Here is a 19,300-nt window from a genome sequence, read left to right on the forward strand (position 1 = left end):
AGATATGACCAACTTGCGCTCACCTTACTGCCGGTCGTAAGTGTCGTAGTTGTCGTGGTCGGTCATCCAGTCCGGTTCGATGTCGTTGAAATGCATGTCGTGCGTTACCGGCAGCAATTCGACACCGTCTAGTGTCAGCACATCTGCATCGATCTGGACCGTCACCAGCGCCTCGAACTCAATTTCGACGTCGTCAGAAATTGTGGCGCTACCCATGCCCACGTAATCGCGATCAACGCTGTCAAATTTTTCAAAGCTGAAGTGCACGTCGATATTCAAAGAGGCGGTTCCACTAACCCTGATCACCGCCTGCCCGTCGTCGTGCGATATAGTGTCCAGCGTTGCGCCGGTCGCATCGGGAATGTCAAGGCTGACATCGTCCACTGTTGCCTCAACGCCTTCTCCCTCCACCGCGAACTGGGAGTCGGCTTCGACACGAAACTCGAACTTGTCCACCTGATGTCGGGCGGCTTCGAGTACGGCGGCATGAAGTCCCACAGTATCTCCGGCTACAAACAGCGTAGCGAGGCGTAATGCAGGCTCGCGGGCCGCTCCCAGCCCCTGAATGGTAGACAGCGTGTGGGCGATGGAGGAGCAGGGGTGGATTAAGCAAGCGGCGTAGCGGGAGATTCAGTTCGCAATAGTGATCCGCGTCACATTAAGTTCGTCAGGTTCCGTCGAGAATCGCAATTCTCTCAGGTGCGCGACACGGACCTCGATGTCGCGCGTCCTTTAGTCGGGCCTCGCGCCCGACTTTTTTTCGCATATGCGCTGCGAGGCGAAGCACGGGCGAATACTTGGCCGGGGCTGTGGCAGCCGTCTCTGGCGCGAGCGCCTTGGGATGTCGGCGATGGTGCTGGTCGACTGCGTGCTGATCGTGCAAATGGGCGTTTTGCCCGTTATGGCCATCGCGGCCATGTCAATCTCAGTCGTCGAATTTTTATATGATGGCCTTCGCGCGACAGAACCTTTCAAGGAATGTAACGTTGCTCCCTGAGCTCGGTTAGCATCTCGATGTACATTTCCTCTGAATCGATGCAATCATGAAAACCATGTTTGCGCGCCTTTATCGTGCTAGAGATATTGTCAAAGGTCGTTTTGAAAATCATGTCGCCAAACTTCCACGACACGATCTGGTCGTACGGGTAGTCTCGAAGGTTGTGCTTCTCGACCAGCCTGTTCCACAGTTCTGCCTTGTCGGCCATCATCTGCTGTAACAACATGGGGAACGGCTCGCCGACCGACACATCGAAAAACTCCGCCAGACGCGGCCAGACGCGAGACCATCTGAAGTAATCGCCATTCGTGATGTTGTAAATCTCGCCTCGGCATGCGTCGGACTCGCCTGCCCAATCGACGGCGCTCGCGAGAATTCGAGTATCGGTAATCTGGTAGAGCGCGTCGTAAGCGGCGCGCGAGCCAGGAAAAGACATTGGAACGCCCAGGGCCTTCGCTAAGGTTCCATAGACAGCAATCACCATCAGCAGATTCATGGGATTGCCCACGGCAACCCCTGCAACACCCTCGGGACGAAATGCAGTCCAGGACCACGATTTGCCGACTGAACGGTCCCGAAGGAAATCCTCCTGGTCGTAATAGAAGTTCGGTGGCATATGGCGCGGGTCGCTCTCCTTCGCTGGCGACGGAATCGGGCCAATATGCACGCCGTATGCCTTGCCTCCCTGCATCAGCGCGACGTGCTGCAGGTTCGGAGCGTGCTTTTCCATGACCTCAACCATGTTCTTCAACATCCGCAGATTCACCTCGACCAGTTCCGCAGGCGTCGGCTTCTCCTGGTAGGCTGCGAACACGAGATGCGTCGCTTCCGGTACTTGTGCAAGTAGCGCCTCGCAGGCCTCTCTGTCCAGCAAGTCGACTGCTAAATGCCTGGCGCGCGTCGGGAAATCAGGTGCGCGTCTGGAAACGGCGACCAGATCGACGCCCTTGGTTTCATAGTGTGCGAGTACTCCGCGTCCGATAACTCCCACCGCGCCTGATACGACTACTGTTTTCATGTTCGTGTGCTCTCCAGAGATTCGTAACGAGAATGTTCAGCCAATCGCGACTTCAGGTCTGCTGCTTCCCAGCCCCACGAAGCGACATCGCCTTAATCTGTAATTCCCCTATGAGATCGAAGCCCGCTGAAGAACTATGGCGCCGTTGATCGGTGCGCGCTTCGCCCTCCTTACCGCCCCGATCAGGACCCCATGGGCCGCCGGAAGCCGCGCCGCGCAAGAGTATCGAGGTTCGCACCCGGACCTTCTTCGCCCAGGTTTTGGCTACCTGAGCGGGTAGTGCTGATGTGCCGGGCGTGGCGGTGGCCGGATAGAACGCGCCGATCGTCGCTTTCCGGCACCCTCCCGGCTCATGTCGACACGACGAAGTCAGGTAGAACGAACTCACCGAGCTCCTGTATGACGTCCCCTGCGGGGCGTTGGCCGTATTTCAAATTGACGATCACATGGTTAACGCCGACCTCCTCCTGCAAGCTGTGCAGCAGCGCGATCAGGTGATATCGCCCAAGTTGATAGCCCAGGTGGATCGGCCGTGGTGGTGTCTGCGGGTTATCTGTCAGGTCGATGTATAGCGACTGGGTGAAGGGTTTGAACAGTTCACCACATTCGGCACGAACCGCCGTGCGCCAGCGCTCGACAATCAGTTGCTGAGCCTTCGGTGCGCGCGGATAAGTGATCCAGCCATGACTGTAGCGGGCGATCCACTCCAGCGTCTGGCGGCTATGGCCGGTGACGAAGAAAGGAATCTCCGCTGTGGTCGGCTTGGGAATCAGATCTGCCCCCTCCAGCCTGCCGCCAGACCAGGTCAAAGGCACGAAACTGGTGAGCTGAACCTCGCGAAATACCTCGAGGTATTCGCGGAACAGGCTGCCGCGTTGCTCCGGGTCCACACCGAATGCTGGAAACTCTACTGGACGGTCACCGGAAGCCACGCCGAGTAGCAGGCGGCCACCACTGAGCTGATCGACACTGGTCGCGGCCTTGGCGGTGTGTAGGGGATTGCGGATTGGCAGGATGACCGACGCGGTACCCAGCGCAATCGAGCGAGTGTGTGCCGCCATAAAACCCAGGTAGACCCAAGGATCGAAGACCTGGCCCGAGTCACCGAAGCTGGGGTCGCGCAACGGCACGTCGCGAAACCAGAGGGCAGAGAAACCCAGCTTTTCCGCACGTTGGGCCAGGCTCACCTGGTCGGACATACTCGGCGTATCGCCGGTGAAGGCTTCGAGGGGAAAGAAAAGACCCAGGCTCAAGCGGCCTTGGCGGTAGGTGCGCTGAAAGCCAGGTTGTTGCTGATAGGGAATGGAATTGGGAGTAAACATGCTCTGGCCTGCATATTTCAAAATCTAGATTTCCGAGGGGCTGAAAGACGCCTGCGAGCAGGTATCTAATCAGCGCTTTCAAGGCCACCTCGAACGCTGCGATTTTCTGCGTCGTGTCAGCAAGCGCCAGTCTTCGCTCAGCCATCATTTTGACGAGATCGCGCAGGCTTAGCTTGTAGCGCAGATACCAGCGCTCGAAGAATCATCGCGTCACGGTCGCAAGATATCAAATCCGTCAGTCCGACACTCTAAGCAATTCGTTGATCGCTACTTGCACTACAACCTTTCGGGCGACGGGAATAAGTCTAAAGGAAGGGAGCCAGCGTTTCTTTCTCGTTTCTGTCAAAACGTGTCGAAATCTTGCTTCGTCGCGAGTTATCTGAATGACTGAATCGGTAAGAGGAACGGTCTTAGCCGGAGCACTGCAGATGTTGCTCTCGACGCTTTCCGGTCGACGCCTCGCGTGCGGGCGCACAGCGTGGCTCGTGTAGAGACGTTGGTCATTTATTCATTGAAAGTAGTGCCGAGAAGCCACGTCTTCGTCACTGGCGTCAAGGGGGATCAGAGCGCTATTTTCCGGCGTCAATTTCATCTGGATTGTTTCGCGATGAAAGAGCCGCAGAGCGACGCGCTCTTTGGAGCAACGGCGCTACAAACTCTCTTCATTGGCACTCGGACACTGCAAGAGGGCCGGTCAAGGATTTCCTGGCTGCGACGTTCTTCGAACGGTGATCAGATAGTGAAGTATGGTGCGCAGCTCACCTGGTCTGCGGCCAACCTTATCTAGCCTCCAGAAGCCTCCTCCACATCATCCGGAGAGCTGACTCAATTATTCGCTAACTCTGTGTCATTGCCTGCGCTATAACATATTTGCAGAGGCTACTGCTACATGCCTAGGGATCACAATGTCCATTGAAATTGCCAATTCGGACTCCAACTCGCGCCCTGGACCCCGACCGGGTACGCTGTACTCAGCACCCTCCCAATTCCATGGAAATAAGCGCTTGGGCGATTTGGCCCGCAGATCGTGCGGCTTACCGTGTGCCGCTGTCATTCTTTCGGGATCAGGCGCGTCATGATGGCGCCGGTGCCTCGACACGCGAGAGGCTCGACCGACTTCGAGGGCAAGCGGAAATGGCCTCATAGCGACCGTTTGGTCGCTCGGGAAGCTTGAGTTTTAAATGGTTGCCGGCGATAGGCACGGGGTATGAAGTAGATATTGGCTGCGCTCAAGGCCAATCCTCTTTTCGCGTCGATCAGGCTTTCTTGGCGCGGCTCACTTGAAGCGACGGTTCAACCGTGCGTTCTCTTGTGCGGACTCGCTTCCCAGCTAAACTGGTGTCGCTCACGCGACCCGTTGACTACGAAGAGGTGATGAAATGAAAGTGCAAACGTCCGCAGTCGTCGCGATATTTCTGCTCACGGCGGCTGGTGCTGCCGACGCTCAAGGAATGCAACCGTCGGGCAATGTTGATCAGTCATCCGGGCAGCAGCCAATGAATGCAACGCAGCCGGCGAGACCGATGGACCGCGACAATGTCTGGGACTACGGTGCCCAGCCCGGCGGACGGAATGGTTATGGCAAAACCCGGGGAGGTCAACCGTGCGTGATCGGACTGTCGTGCGATATTTATCAGGGAAGCTAACCTAGCTTCGCTAGCGGTGGGTTATATCCTCGCTTAGGGCCGGTGCCCGCGAGACTGTGGCTTTCTGCGATGGAGCAGGGTCTTCATGCGGTGGTCTCACTTCCATGATGCGGTTGAGAGGCCGGTGGCTCAGTACGGAGGACAACACGTCATGGTCACGAGGCGGCAGCAGCACCGAATCTGGTCGGGCATCCTGGACCTGCTGCGATCGAAAACGCTAACCGATCACCCATCTGTTCTGTCGCAGGGGCTTGTACGCCGGACAGCGCCGTCGCGCGACGCGGAGCGTCGCTCCATGAAGCATTCTCACAGCCGAAGCGAACTGGTGGACGTTCTCGACCGGTCCGACCGGAACGCTATTACCGTTTCCTGGCGTGATCCGCAGGGGTGCTGTTACGCAGAGCAGATATGGCGACTGAGGCACGCACCACATAAGGGGACGTGCGTGCTCAGCGGGCGCACAATCGCTGCCGGGACACCCGTGTTCATGCCGTTTTCGCGTCCCCGTCCTGCCAACGCAGGCGAGATGATCCTTCCCGCCGCACTGTCTCGGGAAGACGGTGCGCTCAGTGATCCCACAAGTCCGAGGTTCGTCATGCATGGCGGGGATACGTGAAGCAACTACCGGTTCCCATGCGCGCGAATGCTATCGCAGTGCAGGTGAAAGGCGACTTGGCCACGCGAGTACTCGGACAACAAGCGGCATATTCAAGCCGACTACGGGGATCACCGATCAAAAACGATCGCTGGTGGTGCGCAAGGGGAAGGAGTGTTGCGCCTGTGTGCGCCAGCACGCAAGGCGCGGAACGCCGCCATTACGGCTTCATTGAGCCGGTGCGCACGAAGCGCTCGTGCCAGCTTAGAGCCTCGCCCAGCAGATGCGGCGTCTGCTTGCCAAAGCTCTCACGGCATGCCCGCTCAAAATAATCCTCGAGCATCGGCCGGAAATCAGGGTGCGCACAGTTCGCAATGATTTTCCGCGCCCGCTGCTTCGGCGACAGGCCGCGTACATCCGCGAGACCCTGCTCGGTCACGACTACAGCCACATCATGCTCGGTATGATCGACATGGCTCGCCATCGGCACGATCCGGGAGATCGCCCCATCCTTCGCCAGGCTGGTTGACATGAAGCACGACAGATATCCGTTGCGCGCGAAATCCCCCGACCCGCCGATTCCATTCTGGATTTTCGTGCCCATCACGTGTGTCGAATTCACGTTGCCGTAAATATCGGCCTCGATCATCCCGTTCATAGCAATACAGCCCAGGCGGCGCACGAGTTCCGGATGATTGCTGATTTCCTGCGGACGCAGCACGATTTTCTCGCGCAGCATGTCGATATCGTTCGCGAAACGCGTGACCGCGTCCGGGCTCAGCGACAGCGCCGTCGCCGAAGCGCAACTAAGCGTGCCGTCGAGGAGCAGATCGAGCATGCCGTCCTGGATCACTTCCGTGAACGCCGTCAGATTCGAGAAGCCTGCCGCGTTCAATTCCGCGAGTACCGCGTTGGGGATATTGCCGACACCCGACTGCAGTGGCAGCAGGTTCGTCGGCAGACGTCCGCGCGAAACTTCATGACGCAAAAAGTCGAGTAAATGCGCGGCGATCTGCTTCGACGTCGCGTCCGGCGCCGAGAAGGCATTGCTGCGGTCCGGTGCGTTGGTTTCGACGATCGCGGTGATCTTGTCTGCGGGGCAGCGTAGATACGGCTCGCCGATGTGGTCGCTGCTCTTCGTCAACGGAATCGGCTCGCGGTTCGGCGGCAGCGCGGTGCCGTAGTAGATGTCGTGCATCCCGTCGAGGCCGGCCGGCTGATGCGAGTTAACTTCGAGGATCACCTTCCTGGCCTTCTCAAGCCACGTCTTGTTGTTGCCGACCGACGCGGAAGGAATCAGCAGCCCGTCCTCACGAATGCCGGCGACTTCGACGATTGCCACGTCGATATCGCCGAACAGGCCGAACCACGCATATTGCGCAACATGACTCAAGTGGATGTCCTGGTATTCGAGTTCGCCCGCGTTGATCTTGTCGCGCAGCGTGGGATCGGATTGATACGGCAGGCGCATGCAGATGCCGTCGACGCGGGCCAGCGCACCGTCGAGTTCCGGGGCCGTCGAGGCGCCTGTCAGCACGTTGATGCGGAAATCCTCCCCGCTCTCGTGCGCCGCCTGGATTTGCCTCGCCAGCGCACTCGGCACCGCTTTTGGGTAGCCTGATCCGGTAAAGCCGCTCATTGCGACGGTCATTTTGGGGCGAATCTGGGCAGCGGCTTCGTCGGCAGAACGGACCAACGAGCGCAATGCGGGGGCGAGGATGCGTGAAGATGACATGGCAGATTGCTGAACGAATAGTGGTACGACGAAGACGCTGGGCCAGACTCTCGAGCAACGCAAAACCTGGCGGCATGGCCACCGGCGCGGCGGTGACTATCATTGCGCGCCATTGCGACACTCGGTATTCTCATGCGTACGGTCCGCCGAATCACCGAATTCGCCGTCACCATGCTGCGTGGGAAATGGCGCAGCTCTTTCAGGCGGACCGCCGCGATCGCCCGACCAGCGCTTCGAGACTACCCGATACTCATCACGCGCCTATCGATTTCACACGAACTTCGCGGCGCACAAGGGTGCGCCATGGACACACTCGCGTGCCGCGGCCTACTGCCCTCCATATTGAACCGTCATAATGTTCTTCACCGACGAGACGCCATCGACACCTTGTGCGATAGCGGTGGCCTTGTCGATCTGAGTCGGATCGGCGGCGTGCCCGGCGAGCGTGATTGCACCGCGTTTGGCAATTACGTTCATGCCGTTCATCTGAACGCCGCCTTTCTGAAGCGCCTGGGACACTTTCCTGCTCAGCGCCCTGTTAGCTTTACGAATCTCTTTCTTCGACATTCCTGCACTTGCCGACGGCGCGCCTGAGGAGGGCGCGGCGGTACCAGCCGTTTGCGACCACACGTTGACGGAAAACACGGTCGCTAGCGTGACCGCGGCAAGTCTGAGCACATTGATTGTCTTCATCGTCTGGTTCCAGGTTCGCTTGAATGTCATGGGGGCACGATGAATTCTAGGCGGCCATGCGCGATATCCAAGCGATACTTTATCTAGAGGATAACCAGGCCCGATTTCGGGTCCATTGGGTCGTTACAGAATGTTCGTGTTACTTGATTCATTGCGCAGAGGCGCCCATGCTGAGCGCAGAAGGTGAACATCCCGTCGTTGGCACGACAGCCTCGTGCGTTGATCGGTCATGTGAAGAGCCGCAAGGCAGGGATGGCAAGGTCCGGATACAAGCTGATCCCAGGCACACGCGGTCGCGAAAAAAGGAAACTGGTGGTCTGGGCCCTGCGCTTTGCCGACGCACGAAAAACTTGCGGCCTCGACGCGCATGCAGCCACGTGTGATTGACCACGCAGAATCCGGCGAAACGTAGCACACTGTTGGTGGTTTCACTGCAAGCCCAACCCGACCTGCTGGGAGAGAGACTCATCCCAACGCGATCTTTCCGATGAAACTCCCTTCGCTACGTGACTGGATTTTTTCGCTAAAGACCTTTCTCTCAGGGATGCTCGCGCTTTACATCGCGTTCTACTTCGACCTTCCGAGGCCATACTGGGCGTTGGCATCGGTCTATATCGTATCGAACCCGTTTGTCGGAGCGACACGATCGAAGGCGCTATACCGCGCGCTCGGTACCGTGCTTGGGGCGCTTGCCTCCGTCGCCCTCGTGCCGCCATTCGCGGAAACGCCTTATCTGCTGAGCGCGCTCATAGCGCTATGGACAAGCGTGTTCGTGTACATTTCGATCTCGACGCGAGCCGCGCGCAGTTACGTGTTTCTGCTTGCCAGTTATTCGCTGTCCGTCATTGCCCTGCCAGCCGTGTCGAACCCATTGACCATCTTCGATGTTGCAGTGGCGCGGACCGAAGAAATCACGCTTGGCATCGTCTGCGCAAGCATCGTCGGCAGCGTTCTTTTCCCGAACCGGCTCGCGCCAACGCTGATCGAGCGAACCGACTCGTGGTTCCGCGAGGCCACTCTCTACCTGAAAGAGTCGCTGGATGGCCGAGTTGCGGGAGCGCTGGTTTCAGGAAGCCGTCAAAAGATGGCGTCGAGTGCGCGCGGCTTCGAGTTGCTGTTGAGCCAGCTGGCGTACGATCACGCCAGCCCCGTGATACTCGCTCGCAGCGAGGAACTTCAAGGCCGGATGGAGTTGATACTGCCGATCACGTCGGCGCTCGCGGACATACTCGCGGCCGTTCAGAAATCGGGCACCGACACGCCCGCAGGCATCGGCGAACTGCTGCGCGATATCGGACGCTGGATGGACGCGCCGCTCAGCGAGAACCCGGAGCGCGAGGCGCCCCTATTGCGGATGCGTATTGCGCAACTGGAATCGGCCCGTAACGAACTGACGACCTGGCAGGCGGCGTTGTTATCCAGCGCGCTGTGGCGGTTGCGGCAGTTAGTGGATCTTTGGGTCGATTGCCGGACCCTGCGCCTTATCATCGTTCACGAACGGGGGAACTGGCGGCCGCGCTTCCGGCATTGGCGGGTCGGCACCCGGCACGCGTTTCTCGACCGTGGTCTTGCCTTGTTCTCCGCCTTCTCGGCGGGACTCGTCGTTTTCGTTCTGTCGTGCCTGTGGATCGCTTCCGGCTGGCAGGACGGTGCGGCGGCTGTCTCGTTGGGCGCTATCGGCGTCTGCTTTTTCGCCGCACTCGATGAGCCCGTGCCCATGATGATCACTTTCGTCAGGTGCGCGACGATGAGCGTTTTCATTTCAGCGTTCTATCTGTTCGTCGTGTTACCGAGTGGCCAGGACTTTCCGGTGCTGGTCATTTTCTTTTCTTTCGTCTTCGTTCCACTTGGACTATTGATACCTCGCCCGAAATGGGCGTTGAGATCGACCCTTGTTGCGCTGACGACCGCGACCTTTCTCGGTATCGACAGCGCGTATGACGCGAACATTCTCAACTTCCTGAATGCCAATCTCGCAGGGCTGGCCGGGGTGCTCTTCGCTTCATTGATGACGGGGGTAATCCGCCCGTTTGGAGCAGATGCCGCGGCGGCGCGGCTGACCCGTTCCAACTGGAGGGATGTCATTTTGAGCGGGTCCACGTTATCAGTCGGTCAGCAACGCGATCTGAACGCGCGCATGCTCGACCGGCTCATGCAGCTTATTCCGCGCGTGGCGCCAAGTGAGGACTACGCCAACCCGTCGATCGAAAGCCTGCGCGACATGCGCATCGCGCTCAATACACTCGACCTGCGCAGACTCTCGGGCAAGTTTCCCGGGGAGTTGCCAGTCGTGTTAAACCGGGTGCTCGACGACATTCGGTCGCACTATGAACGGTGTGTCGAATCGGGTCACCGTCAAAGCGTACCTCTGGCACTTGCAATCGACGTTGATGCCGCCATCGCGCGGATCATGGCCAACTTCGCGGCCGATCCGGATGCACCCGGCTACAAGCTGCGCAAAGGTGCGCTGCATGCGCTCATTGGGCTTCGGCTGTCGTTGTTTCCCAATGCGGCGCCTGGCAACGCTTCCTGATCGGCGAGCGGTCAATGGGTGGGCGTTGTTCCGCGGGAAGCAGCCTCCTGCGTGGCAGAACCTCGTATGACCGCAGTGGGTCCGATAGGCGTCCGACGCGAGGAGGGAGATCGCCTGGGGAAATCCCTGCGGTGATCGGCTCGGGAATGTCGGACTGCGAGGATCGGGTGGTTGTCTAGCCCAAGTTACGGGTCGGCATCCGCGCCGACGCTGCGCTGGAGGCTAAATGCGGTTCATGGCATCATCCTGTGCACCTTCACACCACCGCGGGAGCGCACGACATGGCGACTTATATTGTCTTCACAAGGGAAAGCACGCAGGATCAAGGTGAGCTCGACGTCTACCAAAGCAAAGTGGGCGAGACCTTCAAAGGTCATCCTGTCAAGATTCTCGCTGCCTACGGACCTCAGCAGGTCCTTGAGGGCGACGCGCCAGAGGGTGTCGTGATCGTGGAGTTTCCGTCGACAGCGGCCGCGCGTGCGTGGTACGACAGCCCGGCGTATCAGGAGGTCGTTCAGCACCGATTCAAGGGCGCGCGTTACCGCGCAGTTCTCGTCGAAGGCGTGTGACGAAAGGCGGCGACGCTCCGGCGCGTGGAACTCAGCGGGCTTGGCTCACGACCACGCGACCGGAGCGCGCTTGCGTTCCGTCGGCAGCTCGCATTACGCGTTGTCTGTGCGAGGTGTCTGGGCTAGGTAAGCTGATACTCCGAATTTCGGAGGAGGACAGCTATCCTGGTCGATCGCCGATCACTGGTCGCCAGAACTTGTCGTGAGGGGTCCGTCGCGGTCACCGTCAATGCCTTCGCAGGTGCGCTTGAATTTCGCGCGCATCGAGGGCCGAGAGGTCTTCGTTGATCTCTTCGAATATCATCCGACGCGTTTCCTCGCTCAGACGCGCGCGCAGCATCCCCAAAAATTTCGGCTCCACGGCAAATCGCAATCGCTGATACCGCTGGTGAAGCCGTCCCTGTTCGACGTAGTCGGCGACGGTCTTCGCGAATTTTTCACGATCTTTTTCGCTCAGCGCCGCTCCAGCAGGGGCGACATTGACGAGATCTTCGATCTCTCGCAAATCCAGTTTAAGTCCCGGCGTTTCGAAGATTCGAGCACGGCTGCCGTCCGCAACGACAACCCAAGTAGTGACAGCCATGGCGCGGCCTCCCAGCGTGACGGGTCGCCGACTCGGCGGCCATCGCAAATCGTCGTGTGGCGGCAGCGAGTTCGCCGGTCAACGACGGTCTATCTCCAACGCCCATCGATGACGGACCGTGGGGCCTCCCCGCGCTCCTGCGCAAACGCCTCTGCTTTCGGCAGGAGTGCGGACGGCGCAACGGGCAGCATTTCATCGGGCTGCAACGAGGGGTGCGATATGCGTCCGACGTGCCAGAGCTGCATGAACATCAATCCCCCCGCCTCGTGCACGGCGTCCGCCACGAGCCGCCAGCCTTCGACCTGCTCTCGACTATGGATCCCGGGCGTCCATGCATAGCCCTGTCCTTGCATCGACACCTGCGTCGCTTCGCTGATGATGAGCGCGGCCGCTGCGCGCTGCGCGTAATAACAGGCATTGAGCTGCGACGGTATGTTGCCTGGTCGGCTCGCGCGCGAACGCGTCAGCGGCGCCATCACGACACGATGACGGAGTGTGTGCGGCCCCATCCTTATGGGTTCGAAGAGCTTGCGCAGTTTGACCTGTTCGTCGTTCTGCCCGGGTACCTTGGGTGCGATTTCCGTATCGGACATAAATTCGCTCCTGGCGTTTTGGACGTGGCCCGAAAAGCGCTGCCATCGATGCTTCAAAGCGTCGGCGTCGTTCACATCACAGAGTTCCGCTTTACGCCGAGTCTAGCCATGACCCGCGTGCGCTTCTTTCCAATTCCTGCTCAGATGTGTCGCGATCCTGCGCTCATTCGATCCATCGCTGCATTGGGGATTGGATGCGTCCATGCCCGGCTCTCAACTACACTGCCGCTTTCGAAAGGTTCAAGACCGGGGGTTCGCTTCGAACTTCACACGCTGCGTCGAAAGAACGTCCGCACATTACAGACGTTCCACGAACTCAAAATAGCCAACGCGCAAATTTATTGCAGGCCGCCACGTCAGCCAGATCCGCAATAACACCGCAGAAGCGGCCGATTGTCCGAACATTTCCGGATTAGCGACTAGACTTAAAGCATCGTTAGCGCATGCTCTTGCACGATGAACGTATGCGCCGTTCAGTCACAACCCGGACTTGCGACCAAAGGGAGGCAGACCGATGCCGAAGACTGTTCGATCCCCGGAGCATATTCGCGACGAACTGCAGAGCCGCATGGCGAAAATCGGCGTCGACGTACCGGGGGCTTTGCGCGTGCGCATACCGCTGCCAGAGCGACATCCGCCGGACGCATCCGGCCGCAACTGGAACATAGTGCCGCTCGATGACCTCGGCGCAGATTACGCACATCATCTCAAGAAGGTGATCGAACACATGCGCACCGAGTTCGTGCTTCCAGGTTGACGCCCTTGATACGAAACCGGAGCGAGTGATGCAGCGGCACACGTTGGAACATCGAGGCTACGAGATCGTGGTGCAGCCGGAGCAGAACGCGTACGGCGCCTGGCAGGCGAAGGTAAGTGTGCGCCGTGCCGACAGCACCGTGGCCGAATTCCGTCCGGATACGGTTCAGCCGGAATGGCTTGCTGAGGAGGAGGCGGTGCGGGACGGCATCGAATGGGGCACGCGGTTTGTCGATCACAAGGTGGAAGGGTCGCACCACCCGATGTGATGGAACCTCAGCGAAAGCGAATAAAAAACGGCAGTTTAGCGAAAGACGCTACCCTTCGATGAACCTGGACTGCACGAACACGGGCGACCGCACTTATCCCGACGCAGCCGCCTGCCTGTGAAACGCGAGAAGAGCGAAGACAGTTCTGAATCTCCTCAATGGGATGACATATTCATGGTCAGGATCTGTGGACGCATGCGCAGCGCAGTCGGCTACACGATACGCGACTTCCTGCATCGCTCCGACGACCGCCTTGGGTCACGAGCATGAACAGATCTGCGTCCGCTAGCCTGGGTTCATGTCGCTCTCCGCTCCTGGGGCGTGCGCTCAAAATGACAGCGATACATTTACCGAGGCAGTCGAGGCTGTAAAGAGCCATCGCCAAAAGGTTCAAGCATGATCTGCAAGACCGGCATGAGGACGCTTGCAACGAATCCTGCACTAACGAGAGCAGCGCTCTGCCATTTGTAGAGAAGATTCCTCTCGATCAAAACCTCTTCGTGCTTGACCCGTGACCAACAAGTGGAGAACTGTCAGATGCCTTCTTCCAGAGAGACGGTTTCCAGCACTGCGGCCAGAATCATTGCATCGATGTTTCGTGGTATGGGTCGGACACGTCTGGGTCGATATACGGCGTTGCCCTTTGCAATGGTCTGGCCGCTCAGGCAACAGACCCCGGCTTTCTTCGCGATGCGGCGACGCCATAGCTGTGCGCCGTAGCAGCAGGAGGTCGCGTCGCTCCACGCAATAGTTGCCGAGGTCGGACTGGTACGCTCAAGGAGCCGGATAACACATTTCCGGAAGTAGCCGTCATCGCGCATCGGGCGAACGTGACGGGACTTAACGGGCAGATGCAGTTCGCCTTCGGCCGAGAGGAGGGCCATCGTCGATTGCCTCGTTCTGTGTTCTTCAAGGGCAGCTTGCATGATGCGGTTCCTCGATTCTCATCAGACAAACAGAGAGATCAGCCAACTGACACAGCCAGCAATCGAAAGGTCCATCACGTGATCAAACGATCGTCGTGCGTGTTCCCGTCACGCAGCGACGGTGTTTTTCTGAAAGGATGCCCTGCTCGATCAAAGCACGGTAGGACAACGATAGGACGCGCCTGGCCGATTTTCTTCCCTGCACCTGCGCAATTTTTTCGGATTGCTGCCGTACGTTCACATCTGAAATCCGCGCAGCACGAGCGCAGATATCCGACACGTCTTTGCAGGAATGAGGAAGAAGTACAACCGGCTGGAGTCTAGTCTTGTTGTCACCGTCATCGGGTCAATGGCCACGTCGACGAGATGGGCGTCATCTCTTGGCCTGCATACGTGGTCGGGATCGCGATGACCAGCGCGCTCCATTCGAGCGCGACGCCTTACCCGGGCCACGATTGGAACATCGATCGGACCTCAACCACCGAACAAGGAGAAATATCATGGCTGCGAGTGGCAATCGCGTAGTAACGTTCATGGGTCCGATGAAGATGGAACTGCAGACTTTCGACTATCCGAAGCTGGTCACGCCGACAGGCAAGAAAGCCAATCACGGCGCCATCCTCAAGATCGTGACGACGAATATCTGTGGCAGCGATCAGCATATCTACCATGGCCGCTTTGCCGCGCCTGTGGGGATGGTGATGGGACATGAGATGACGGGGGAAGTCATCGAGGTCGGGCCGGACGTCGAGTTCATCAAGACGGGCGACATATGTTCGGTCCCATTCAACGTCTCTTGCGGGCGCTGCCGCAATTGCAAGGAGCGGCACACCGATGTGTGCATGAACGTCAATGACGCCGTCGATTGCGGCGCCTATGGCTTCAATCTCGGCGGCTGGCAGGGTGGCCAGTCCGACTACCTCATGGTGCCTTACGCCGATTGGAACCTGTTGTCGTTCCCGGACAAGGACCAGGCGATGGAGAAGATCCGCGATCTCACGCTGTTGTCGGACATCCTGCCGACCGGCTTTCATGGCCTGATGGAGGCCGGGGCCAAGGTGGGCTCTACGGTGTATATCGCCGGGGCCGGGCCGGTGGGCCGGTGTGCCGCGGCGGGAGCTCGCCTGATCGGCGCGTCCTGCATCATCGTGGCCGATACCAACCGGGCACGGCTGGACCTGATGAAGAATAATGGCTGCGAGGTGGTCGATCTCACCAGGGACACGCCGGTGGCCGACCAGATCGAAGCGATCCTGGGCAAGCGGGAGGTGGATTGCGGCGTGGATTGCGTCGGGTTGGAGGCGCACGGCTGTGGTCCGGAGGCGAACAGCGAGCACTCGGAGGCGGTAATCAACACGCTTATCGAAGTGGTGCGAGCCGGTGGGGCAATGGGCATCCCCGGCATCTATACCGACGCCGATCCGAAGGCGAGCACCGATCTGACGAAGAAGGGCCAGCTTCCGATTGACTTCGGCAAGGCCTGGATCAAGTCGCCGAAACTAACGGCGGGGCAGGCACCGATCATGCACTACAACCGCGACCTGATGATGGCGATCCTGTGGGATCGGATGCCCTATCTTAGCGCCATGCTGAACACTGAGATCATCACGCTGGAGCAGGCGCCTGAGGCGTACAAGACGTTCAGCGAGGGCTCGCCGAAGAAATTCGTCATCGATCCGCACAGCAGCGTGAAGAAAGCCGCATAGAGCCGGCAGACGACACGTGCCGCTCGACTGCTGCTCCCCTTCGGGCTTGCATTTGGTCTTAACGGTTAAGGCGAGCGCGTGAGCCGCCAAGCAGGCAGACAAGCCTGCCTCAGCGACTTGCCGCGCCAAGTTACCCGCGTATGACGGCGGATCTGATATGCAAGTTTTGAAACGTAATTGCTACTCGTTGTGGGATCGCGGTTAGGTCATTGTTTGCAACTCAGATAGCCGTGCGAAAAAACTTCATGCGATTTTTGTAACGCTAAACAGCCCGAATACGCGGGCTGCGGCCTGTATTCGACCAGCATCTTGAGGCGGGGGTGACTGTCGCCGTTACGTCGAGCTTGGCTGGTTTGCTCGCGGCCAGCCTGTTCGCATCTCGCGACGCCGTCGTTCTGGTTATCCATAACGCCTGTCCCTCAAACCTTGTTTGCAAGGGATCCACACTGTTATGCTTGCCGCGCCCATTCCCATTAACGAACCTGTGCGCCTCGCCACGCTGCGCGCGCTCCGACTGCTAGACACGCCCGGTGAGGAACGATTTGACCGGCTGACGCGAATCGCACGTCGCCTTTTCAATGTGCAGGCCGCACTTGTGAGTCTGGTCGATGAGAACCGACAGTGGTTCAAGTCATGTATAGGCTTAAGCGTCGCGGAGACGTAGCGCGACATTTCCTTTTGCGGGCACACCATTTTGCACGATGACGTCTTGGTGGTTCCCGATGCTCGCAACGACGCGCGCTTTTATGACAATCCGCTCATCACAGGCTCGCCCGGCATTCGCTTTTATGCCAGGCAACCGCTGACTGCACCGAACGGCAGCAAACTCGGCACGCTGTGTGTGATCGATATGCGCCCGCGAGAATTCGGGAGCGAAGAGCGCGGACTCTTGCGCGACCTGGCGCAGATCGTGGAGCGGGAGATTGCGGCGATCGAACTCGCAGCTATGAAATCCGCTTTAGCGTCGGACAAACACGGTTCGATCCGCAGCGGCATCATTCGGTCACCGACCTGCTTGTCGAAAGCGATGTCGGCAAGTATGCGCACAAGGCTAAGCAGAGCGACGGCAACTCGACGCGATCAATGCAGAGTTCCGGAAAACTCGTCGACGCTTTAACAGAACGGAGTAGATCGGTCCCCCACATTTCTTGGCGGCTTCCTTCATAGTCGTTCGGATGCTGCGCGCCGCGATTGAGTGCCGATTCAGGCGCCGTCTACCACACCTGGGCTAGACGAAGCATCGAGCATGCTGGCCTGGCGACCCGCACCTCCTGCACAAATAACTTGATTCATTAACGCCCAATGCGCGCGCCGCATGACCGCTTTCATCGGAAAGTCCGACAAACGCCTGGCGGGCTTAGCGGAAGCCGCCAGGTCAGAGCGTCGGTTCCGCGACGATCTGCTTGAGAATCGCCTCCATCAAGCTGGGAAATCGGCTGTCCAGTTCCGCGCGCCGCAGCGAATTCTGATGCACGGTGCCGGCCACGCGCGTGCGCACGAGACCCGCTTCACGCAGGATCCGGAAGTGATGGGACACGCTCGACTTCGGGCGGCCGCCGTCGAGTTCGCCGCAGGTGGCCTCGTCGACCGACGCGAGGCGCCGCACGATCTCGAGGCGGACCGGGTCGCTGAGTGCATGAAAGAGCCGCCCGAGCGCGAAATCCTCGGCGGCGGGGTGGTTATAAGTGCGCATGCTGCAAATGATAAAGGTTTCTGCGATACTTCGTTATTCGATGTTTATCGAACTACCGTACAAGCAAGTCCAGAGGAGTTTAGCCTGATGTCCGCATTGTTCCAGCCCTACAAGCTCAAAGACGTTTCCCTGCGTAACCGGATTGCGATTCCGCCGATGTGCCAGTACACCGCCGAAGACGGCCTGATCAACGACTGGCACCGCATCCACCTGGCCGGTCTGGCGCGCGGCGGCGCGGGCCTGGTGATCGTCGAGGCAACGGCCGTGTCGCCTGAAGGCCGTATCACGCCGGGCTGCGCCGGCATCTGGACGGACGAGCAGGCGCAGGCTTTCGCGCCGGTGGTGGCCTCGATCAAGGCCGCGGGCTCGGTGCCCGGCATCCAGATCGGTCACGCGGGCCGCAAAGCGAGCGCCAACCGTCCGTGGGAAGGCGACGACCATATCGCCGCCGACGACAGCCGCGGCTGGCAAACCATCGCGCCGTCGGCAATCGCATTCGGCGGCGGTCTGCCGAAGGTGCCGAAAGCCATGACGCTCGACGACATCGCGCGCGTTCGCGAGGATTTCGTCGCGGCCGCGAAGCGTGCGCGTGACGCGGGCTTCGAATGGCTCGAACTGCATTTCGCGCACGGCTATCTCGGCCAGAGCTTCTTCTCGACGCATTCCAACCAGCGCGACGACGCCTACGGCGGCAGCCTGGAGAACCGCAGCCGCTTCCTGCTCGAAACGCTGGCGGCGGTGCGCAAGGTGTGGCCGGAGCATCTGCCGTTGACGGCGCGTTTCGGCGTGATCGAGTACGACGGCCGCGACGAGGAAACCCTTGTCGAATCGATCGAACTGGCGAGGAATTTCAAGCGTGAGGGACTGGATATGCTGAGCGTCAGCGTGGGCTTCTCCACGCCGAAGGCGGCGATTCCGTGGGCGCCGGCGTTTCTCGCGCCGATCGCCGAGCGCGTGCGCCGCGAGGCCGGGATTCCGGTTTCGTCGGCGTGGGGTATCGACACGCCGGAACTGGCGGACCGTTCGGTGAAGGACGGTCAACTGGATCTGGTGATGGTCGGCCGCGCGCATCTGGCCGATCCGCACTGGCCGTATCATGCGGCGAAGAAGCTGAGTATCGAGCGTCCGTCGTGGACGTTGCCGGCGCCTTATGCTCATTGGCTTGAACGCTACGCGGTCGCGTAAGTTTGCGCGTCGGTTCCCTTTTGTAGTGATGTGCTGGTGTACTGATGTGCCGTTTGCGCTGCGCTTCATGCGGCGGGCAGACGGCACGTCTGATTTGCCTTCTAAGCGCGAGCGCCCGGCGCCGCGTGTGGGTCCATGCCAGGAGTTTGTCGGAGTTTCCAGTGAAGGCCGTCATCCGGCGGCCGCATTCGTAGAACGCATTGAAGATGTCACTCACTGAAAGGCCGGGATAGACGGTAATCGGCTCCTTCACTTGCTCATAGAAGCCATCAGCCGACTCGCAGGCGCGGACGACACATGTGCGGTCTTCGCTATGTACTTTGCACGCAGGCGTTTCTCTCATGCTTTGGCCCAATCAGGCAACACTTCGCCTTGCCCAGACATCAGATGAACGCGGCGTGTCATTGCCGATACTCAAGAAACGAATCGCCGCTCGCATGCTTGGACCGTCGACGCCGAATTCGAGCATACTATCTGATCA

Annotated in this window: 17 protein-coding genes and 4 pseudogenes; 10 read left to right on the forward strand and 11 right to left on the reverse strand. The window is 59.4% G+C overall.

The genetic code is table 11. From position 1 onward, the window contains the following. Nucleotides 1-24: 24 nt before the first annotated feature. The 4 genes and pseudogenes from B0G71_RS33770 to B0G71_RS33785 all read right to left on the reverse strand — a co-directional run. The gene (locus B0G71_RS33770; RefSeq protein ID WP_116147368.1) at nt 25-498 is read right to left on the reverse strand and encodes a hypothetical protein; all 474 of its coding nucleotides are present in this window, start codon (nt 496-498) and stop codon (nt 25-27) included. 473 nt (nt 499-971) lie between these two features. Then, the gene (locus B0G71_RS33775; protein ID WP_116147370.1) at nt 972-2,015 is read right to left on the reverse strand and encodes an SDR family oxidoreductase; all 1,044 of its coding nucleotides are present in this window, start codon (nt 2,013-2,015) and stop codon (nt 972-974) included. 350 nt (nt 2,016-2,365) lie between these two features. Continuing rightward, nucleotides 2,366-3,337 (reverse strand): LLM class oxidoreductase, encoded by a 972-nt coding sequence (locus tag B0G71_RS33780; protein ID WP_116147372.1) that lies wholly within the window; start codon nt 3,335-3,337, stop codon nt 2,366-2,368. Nucleotides 3,338-3,446: 109 nt separating this feature from the next. Next, nucleotides 3,447-3,543: pseudogene (locus tag B0G71_RS33785) on the reverse strand (IS6 family transposase); the annotation flags it as partial. 1,173 nt (nt 3,544-4,716) lie between these two features. On the opposite strand from B0G71_RS33785, the gene B0G71_RS33795 reads away from it, so the two are divergent. Beyond that, entirely contained in the window at nt 4,717-4,983 is a 267-nt protein-coding gene (locus B0G71_RS33795; protein WP_116147376.1) for a hypothetical protein, read from the forward strand. A 295-nt stretch (nt 4,984-5,278) separates the two neighbouring features. Next, a complete protein-coding gene (locus B0G71_RS42755) occupies nt 5,279-5,599 on the forward strand; it encodes a DUF3331 domain-containing protein (protein ID WP_181916863.1) in 321 nt (106 codons plus the stop codon). A gap of 199 nt (nt 5,600-5,798) precedes the next feature. Here the strand turns inward: B0G71_RS42755 and B0G71_RS33805 are convergent, their stop codons facing one another. Then, nucleotides 5,799-7,313, reverse strand: a complete 1,515-nt coding sequence (locus B0G71_RS33805; protein ID WP_116147380.1) for an acetyl-CoA hydrolase/transferase family protein — start codon at nt 7,311-7,313, stop codon at nt 5,799-5,801. A gap of 327 nt (nt 7,314-7,640) precedes the next feature. Then, nucleotides 7,641-8,036 carry a BON domain-containing protein gene (locus B0G71_RS33810; protein WP_309546278.1) on the reverse strand — a complete coding sequence of 132 codons (396 nt, stop codon included), beginning with the start codon at nt 8,034-8,036 and terminating at the stop codon, nt 7,641-7,643. Nucleotides 8,037-8,493: 457 nt separating this feature from the next. On the opposite strand from B0G71_RS33810, the gene B0G71_RS33815 reads away from it, so the two are divergent. Both B0G71_RS33815 and B0G71_RS33820 read left to right on the forward strand, forming a co-directional pair. Further along, a complete protein-coding gene (locus B0G71_RS33815; RefSeq protein WP_116147384.1) occupies nt 8,494-10,539 on the forward strand; it encodes an FUSC family protein in 2,046 nt (681 codons plus the stop codon). 281 nt (nt 10,540-10,820) lie between these two features. Continuing rightward, nucleotides 10,821-11,108 (forward strand): DUF1330 domain-containing protein, encoded by a 288-nt coding sequence (locus B0G71_RS33820; protein WP_116147386.1) that lies wholly within the window; start codon nt 10,821-10,823, stop codon nt 11,106-11,108. A 226-nt stretch (nt 11,109-11,334) separates the two neighbouring features. Here B0G71_RS33820 and B0G71_RS33825 read toward each other — a convergent pair whose 3' ends face one another. Both B0G71_RS33825 and B0G71_RS33830 read right to left on the reverse strand, forming a co-directional pair. After that, nucleotides 11,335-11,613: a host attachment protein gene (locus B0G71_RS33825; RefSeq protein WP_309546279.1), complete on the reverse strand. Its 279-nt coding sequence runs from the start codon at nt 11,611-11,613 to the stop codon at nt 11,335-11,337. Nucleotides 11,614-11,828: 215 nt separating this feature from the next. Then, nucleotides 11,829-12,284, reverse strand: a pseudogene (locus B0G71_RS33830) (alkene reductase); the annotation flags it as partial. A gap of 568 nt (nt 12,285-12,852) precedes the next feature. On the opposite strand from B0G71_RS33830, the gene B0G71_RS33835 reads away from it, so the two are divergent. Together B0G71_RS33835 and B0G71_RS33840 are read left to right on the forward strand one after the other, a co-directional pair. Beyond that, nucleotides 12,853-13,041: a hypothetical protein gene (locus B0G71_RS33835; protein WP_258875715.1), complete on the forward strand. Its 189-nt coding sequence runs from the start codon at nt 12,853-12,855 to the stop codon at nt 13,039-13,041. 28 nt (nt 13,042-13,069) lie between these two features. Continuing rightward, on the forward strand, nt 13,070-13,309 hold the full coding sequence (locus tag B0G71_RS33840) for a DUF6566 family protein (RefSeq protein WP_116147392.1): 240 nt from the start codon (nt 13,070-13,072) through the stop codon (nt 13,307-13,309). Nucleotides 13,310-13,842: 533 nt separating this feature from the next. Here the strand turns inward: B0G71_RS33840 and B0G71_RS33845 are convergent. After that, on the reverse strand, nt 13,843-14,235 hold the full coding sequence (locus B0G71_RS33845) for a DUF3331 domain-containing protein (RefSeq protein WP_116147394.1): 393 nt from the start codon (nt 14,233-14,235) through the stop codon (nt 13,843-13,845). A gap of 500 nt (nt 14,236-14,735) precedes the next feature. On the opposite strand from B0G71_RS33845, the gene B0G71_RS33850 reads away from it, so the two are divergent. Next, nucleotides 14,736-15,941 carry an alcohol dehydrogenase catalytic domain-containing protein gene (locus B0G71_RS33850; protein WP_220377335.1) on the forward strand — a complete coding sequence of 402 codons (1,206 nt, stop codon included), beginning with the start codon at nt 14,736-14,738 and terminating at the stop codon, nt 15,939-15,941. A gap of 206 nt (nt 15,942-16,147) precedes the next feature. Here B0G71_RS33850 and B0G71_RS41560 read toward each other — a convergent pair whose 3' ends face one another. Beyond that, nucleotides 16,148-16,348, reverse strand: a complete 201-nt coding sequence (locus tag B0G71_RS41560; RefSeq protein WP_181916864.1) for a hypothetical protein — start codon at nt 16,346-16,348, stop codon at nt 16,148-16,150. Between the two features lie 44 nt (nt 16,349-16,392). Between B0G71_RS41560 and B0G71_RS33860 the strand changes: the two are divergent. After that, nucleotides 16,393-16,890: pseudogene (locus B0G71_RS33860) on the forward strand (GAF domain-containing protein); the annotation flags it as partial. Nucleotides 16,891-17,316: 426 nt separating this feature from the next. Here the strand turns inward: B0G71_RS33860 and B0G71_RS33865 are convergent. Continuing rightward, nucleotides 17,317-17,634 carry a helix-turn-helix transcriptional regulator gene (locus tag B0G71_RS33865; protein WP_116147396.1) on the reverse strand — a complete coding sequence of 106 codons (318 nt, stop codon included), beginning with the start codon at nt 17,632-17,634 and terminating at the stop codon, nt 17,317-17,319. Between the two features lie 87 nt (nt 17,635-17,721). Between B0G71_RS33865 and B0G71_RS33870 the strand changes: the two genes are divergently transcribed. Together B0G71_RS33870 and B0G71_RS42225 are read left to right on the forward strand one after the other, a co-directional pair. Further along, entirely contained in the window at nt 17,722-18,819 is a 1,098-nt protein-coding gene (locus tag B0G71_RS33870) for an NADH:flavin oxidoreductase/NADH oxidase (protein WP_116147398.1), read from the forward strand. Between the two features lie 255 nt (nt 18,820-19,074). After that, nucleotides 19,075-19,297, forward strand: a pseudogene (locus tag B0G71_RS42225) (IS6 family transposase); the annotation flags it as partial. Between the last annotated feature and the right edge of the window lie 3 nt (nt 19,298-19,300).

The sequence above is a fragment of the Paraburkholderia sp. BL27I4N3 genome, assembly GCF_003386115.1.
Classification (GTDB): domain Bacteria; phylum Pseudomonadota; class Gammaproteobacteria; order Burkholderiales; family Burkholderiaceae; genus Paraburkholderia.

Coding starts and splice junctions, on each gene's coding strand:
- B0G71_RS33775 (WP_116147370.1), bottom strand. CDS start 2,015: ATGAAAACAGTAGTCGTATCAGGCGCGGTGGGAGTTATCGGACGCGGA.
- B0G71_RS33780 (WP_116147372.1), bottom strand. CDS start 3,337: ATGTTTACTCCCAATTCCATTCCCTATCAGCAACAACCTGGCTTTCAG.
- B0G71_RS33795 (WP_116147376.1), top strand. CDS start 4,717: ATGAAAGTGCAAACGTCCGCAGTCGTCGCGATATTTCTGCTCACGGCG.
- B0G71_RS42755 (WP_181916863.1), top strand. CDS start 5,279: ATGAAGCATTCTCACAGCCGAAGCGAACTGGTGGACGTTCTCGACCGG.
- B0G71_RS33805 (WP_116147380.1), bottom strand. CDS start 7,313: ATGTCATCTTCACGCATCCTCGCCCCCGCATTGCGCTCGTTGGTCCGT.
- B0G71_RS33810 (WP_309546278.1), bottom strand. CDS start 8,036: ATGACATTCAAGCGAACCTGGAACCAGACGATGAAGACAATCAATGTG.
- B0G71_RS33815 (WP_116147384.1), top strand. CDS start 8,494: ATGAAACTCCCTTCGCTACGTGACTGGATTTTTTCGCTAAAGACCTTT.
- B0G71_RS33820 (WP_116147386.1), top strand. CDS start 10,821: ATGGCGACTTATATTGTCTTCACAAGGGAAAGCACGCAGGATCAAGGT.
- B0G71_RS33835 (WP_258875715.1), top strand. CDS start 12,853: ATGGCGAAAATCGGCGTCGACGTACCGGGGGCTTTGCGCGTGCGCATA.
- B0G71_RS33840 (WP_116147392.1), top strand. CDS start 13,070: ATGCAGCGGCACACGTTGGAACATCGAGGCTACGAGATCGTGGTGCAG.
- B0G71_RS33845 (WP_116147394.1), bottom strand. CDS start 14,235: ATGCAAGCTGCCCTTGAAGAACACAGAACGAGGCAATCGACGATGGCC.
- B0G71_RS33850 (WP_220377335.1), top strand. CDS start 14,736: ATGGCTGCGAGTGGCAATCGCGTAGTAACGTTCATGGGTCCGATGAAG.
- B0G71_RS41560 (WP_181916864.1), bottom strand. CDS start 16,348: ATGGATAACCAGAACGACGGCGTCGCGAGATGCGAACAGGCTGGCCGC.
- B0G71_RS33865 (WP_116147396.1), bottom strand. CDS start 17,634: ATGCGCACTTATAACCACCCCGCCGCCGAGGATTTCGCGCTCGGGCGG.
- B0G71_RS33870 (WP_116147398.1), top strand. CDS start 17,722: ATGTCCGCATTGTTCCAGCCCTACAAGCTCAAAGACGTTTCCCTGCGT.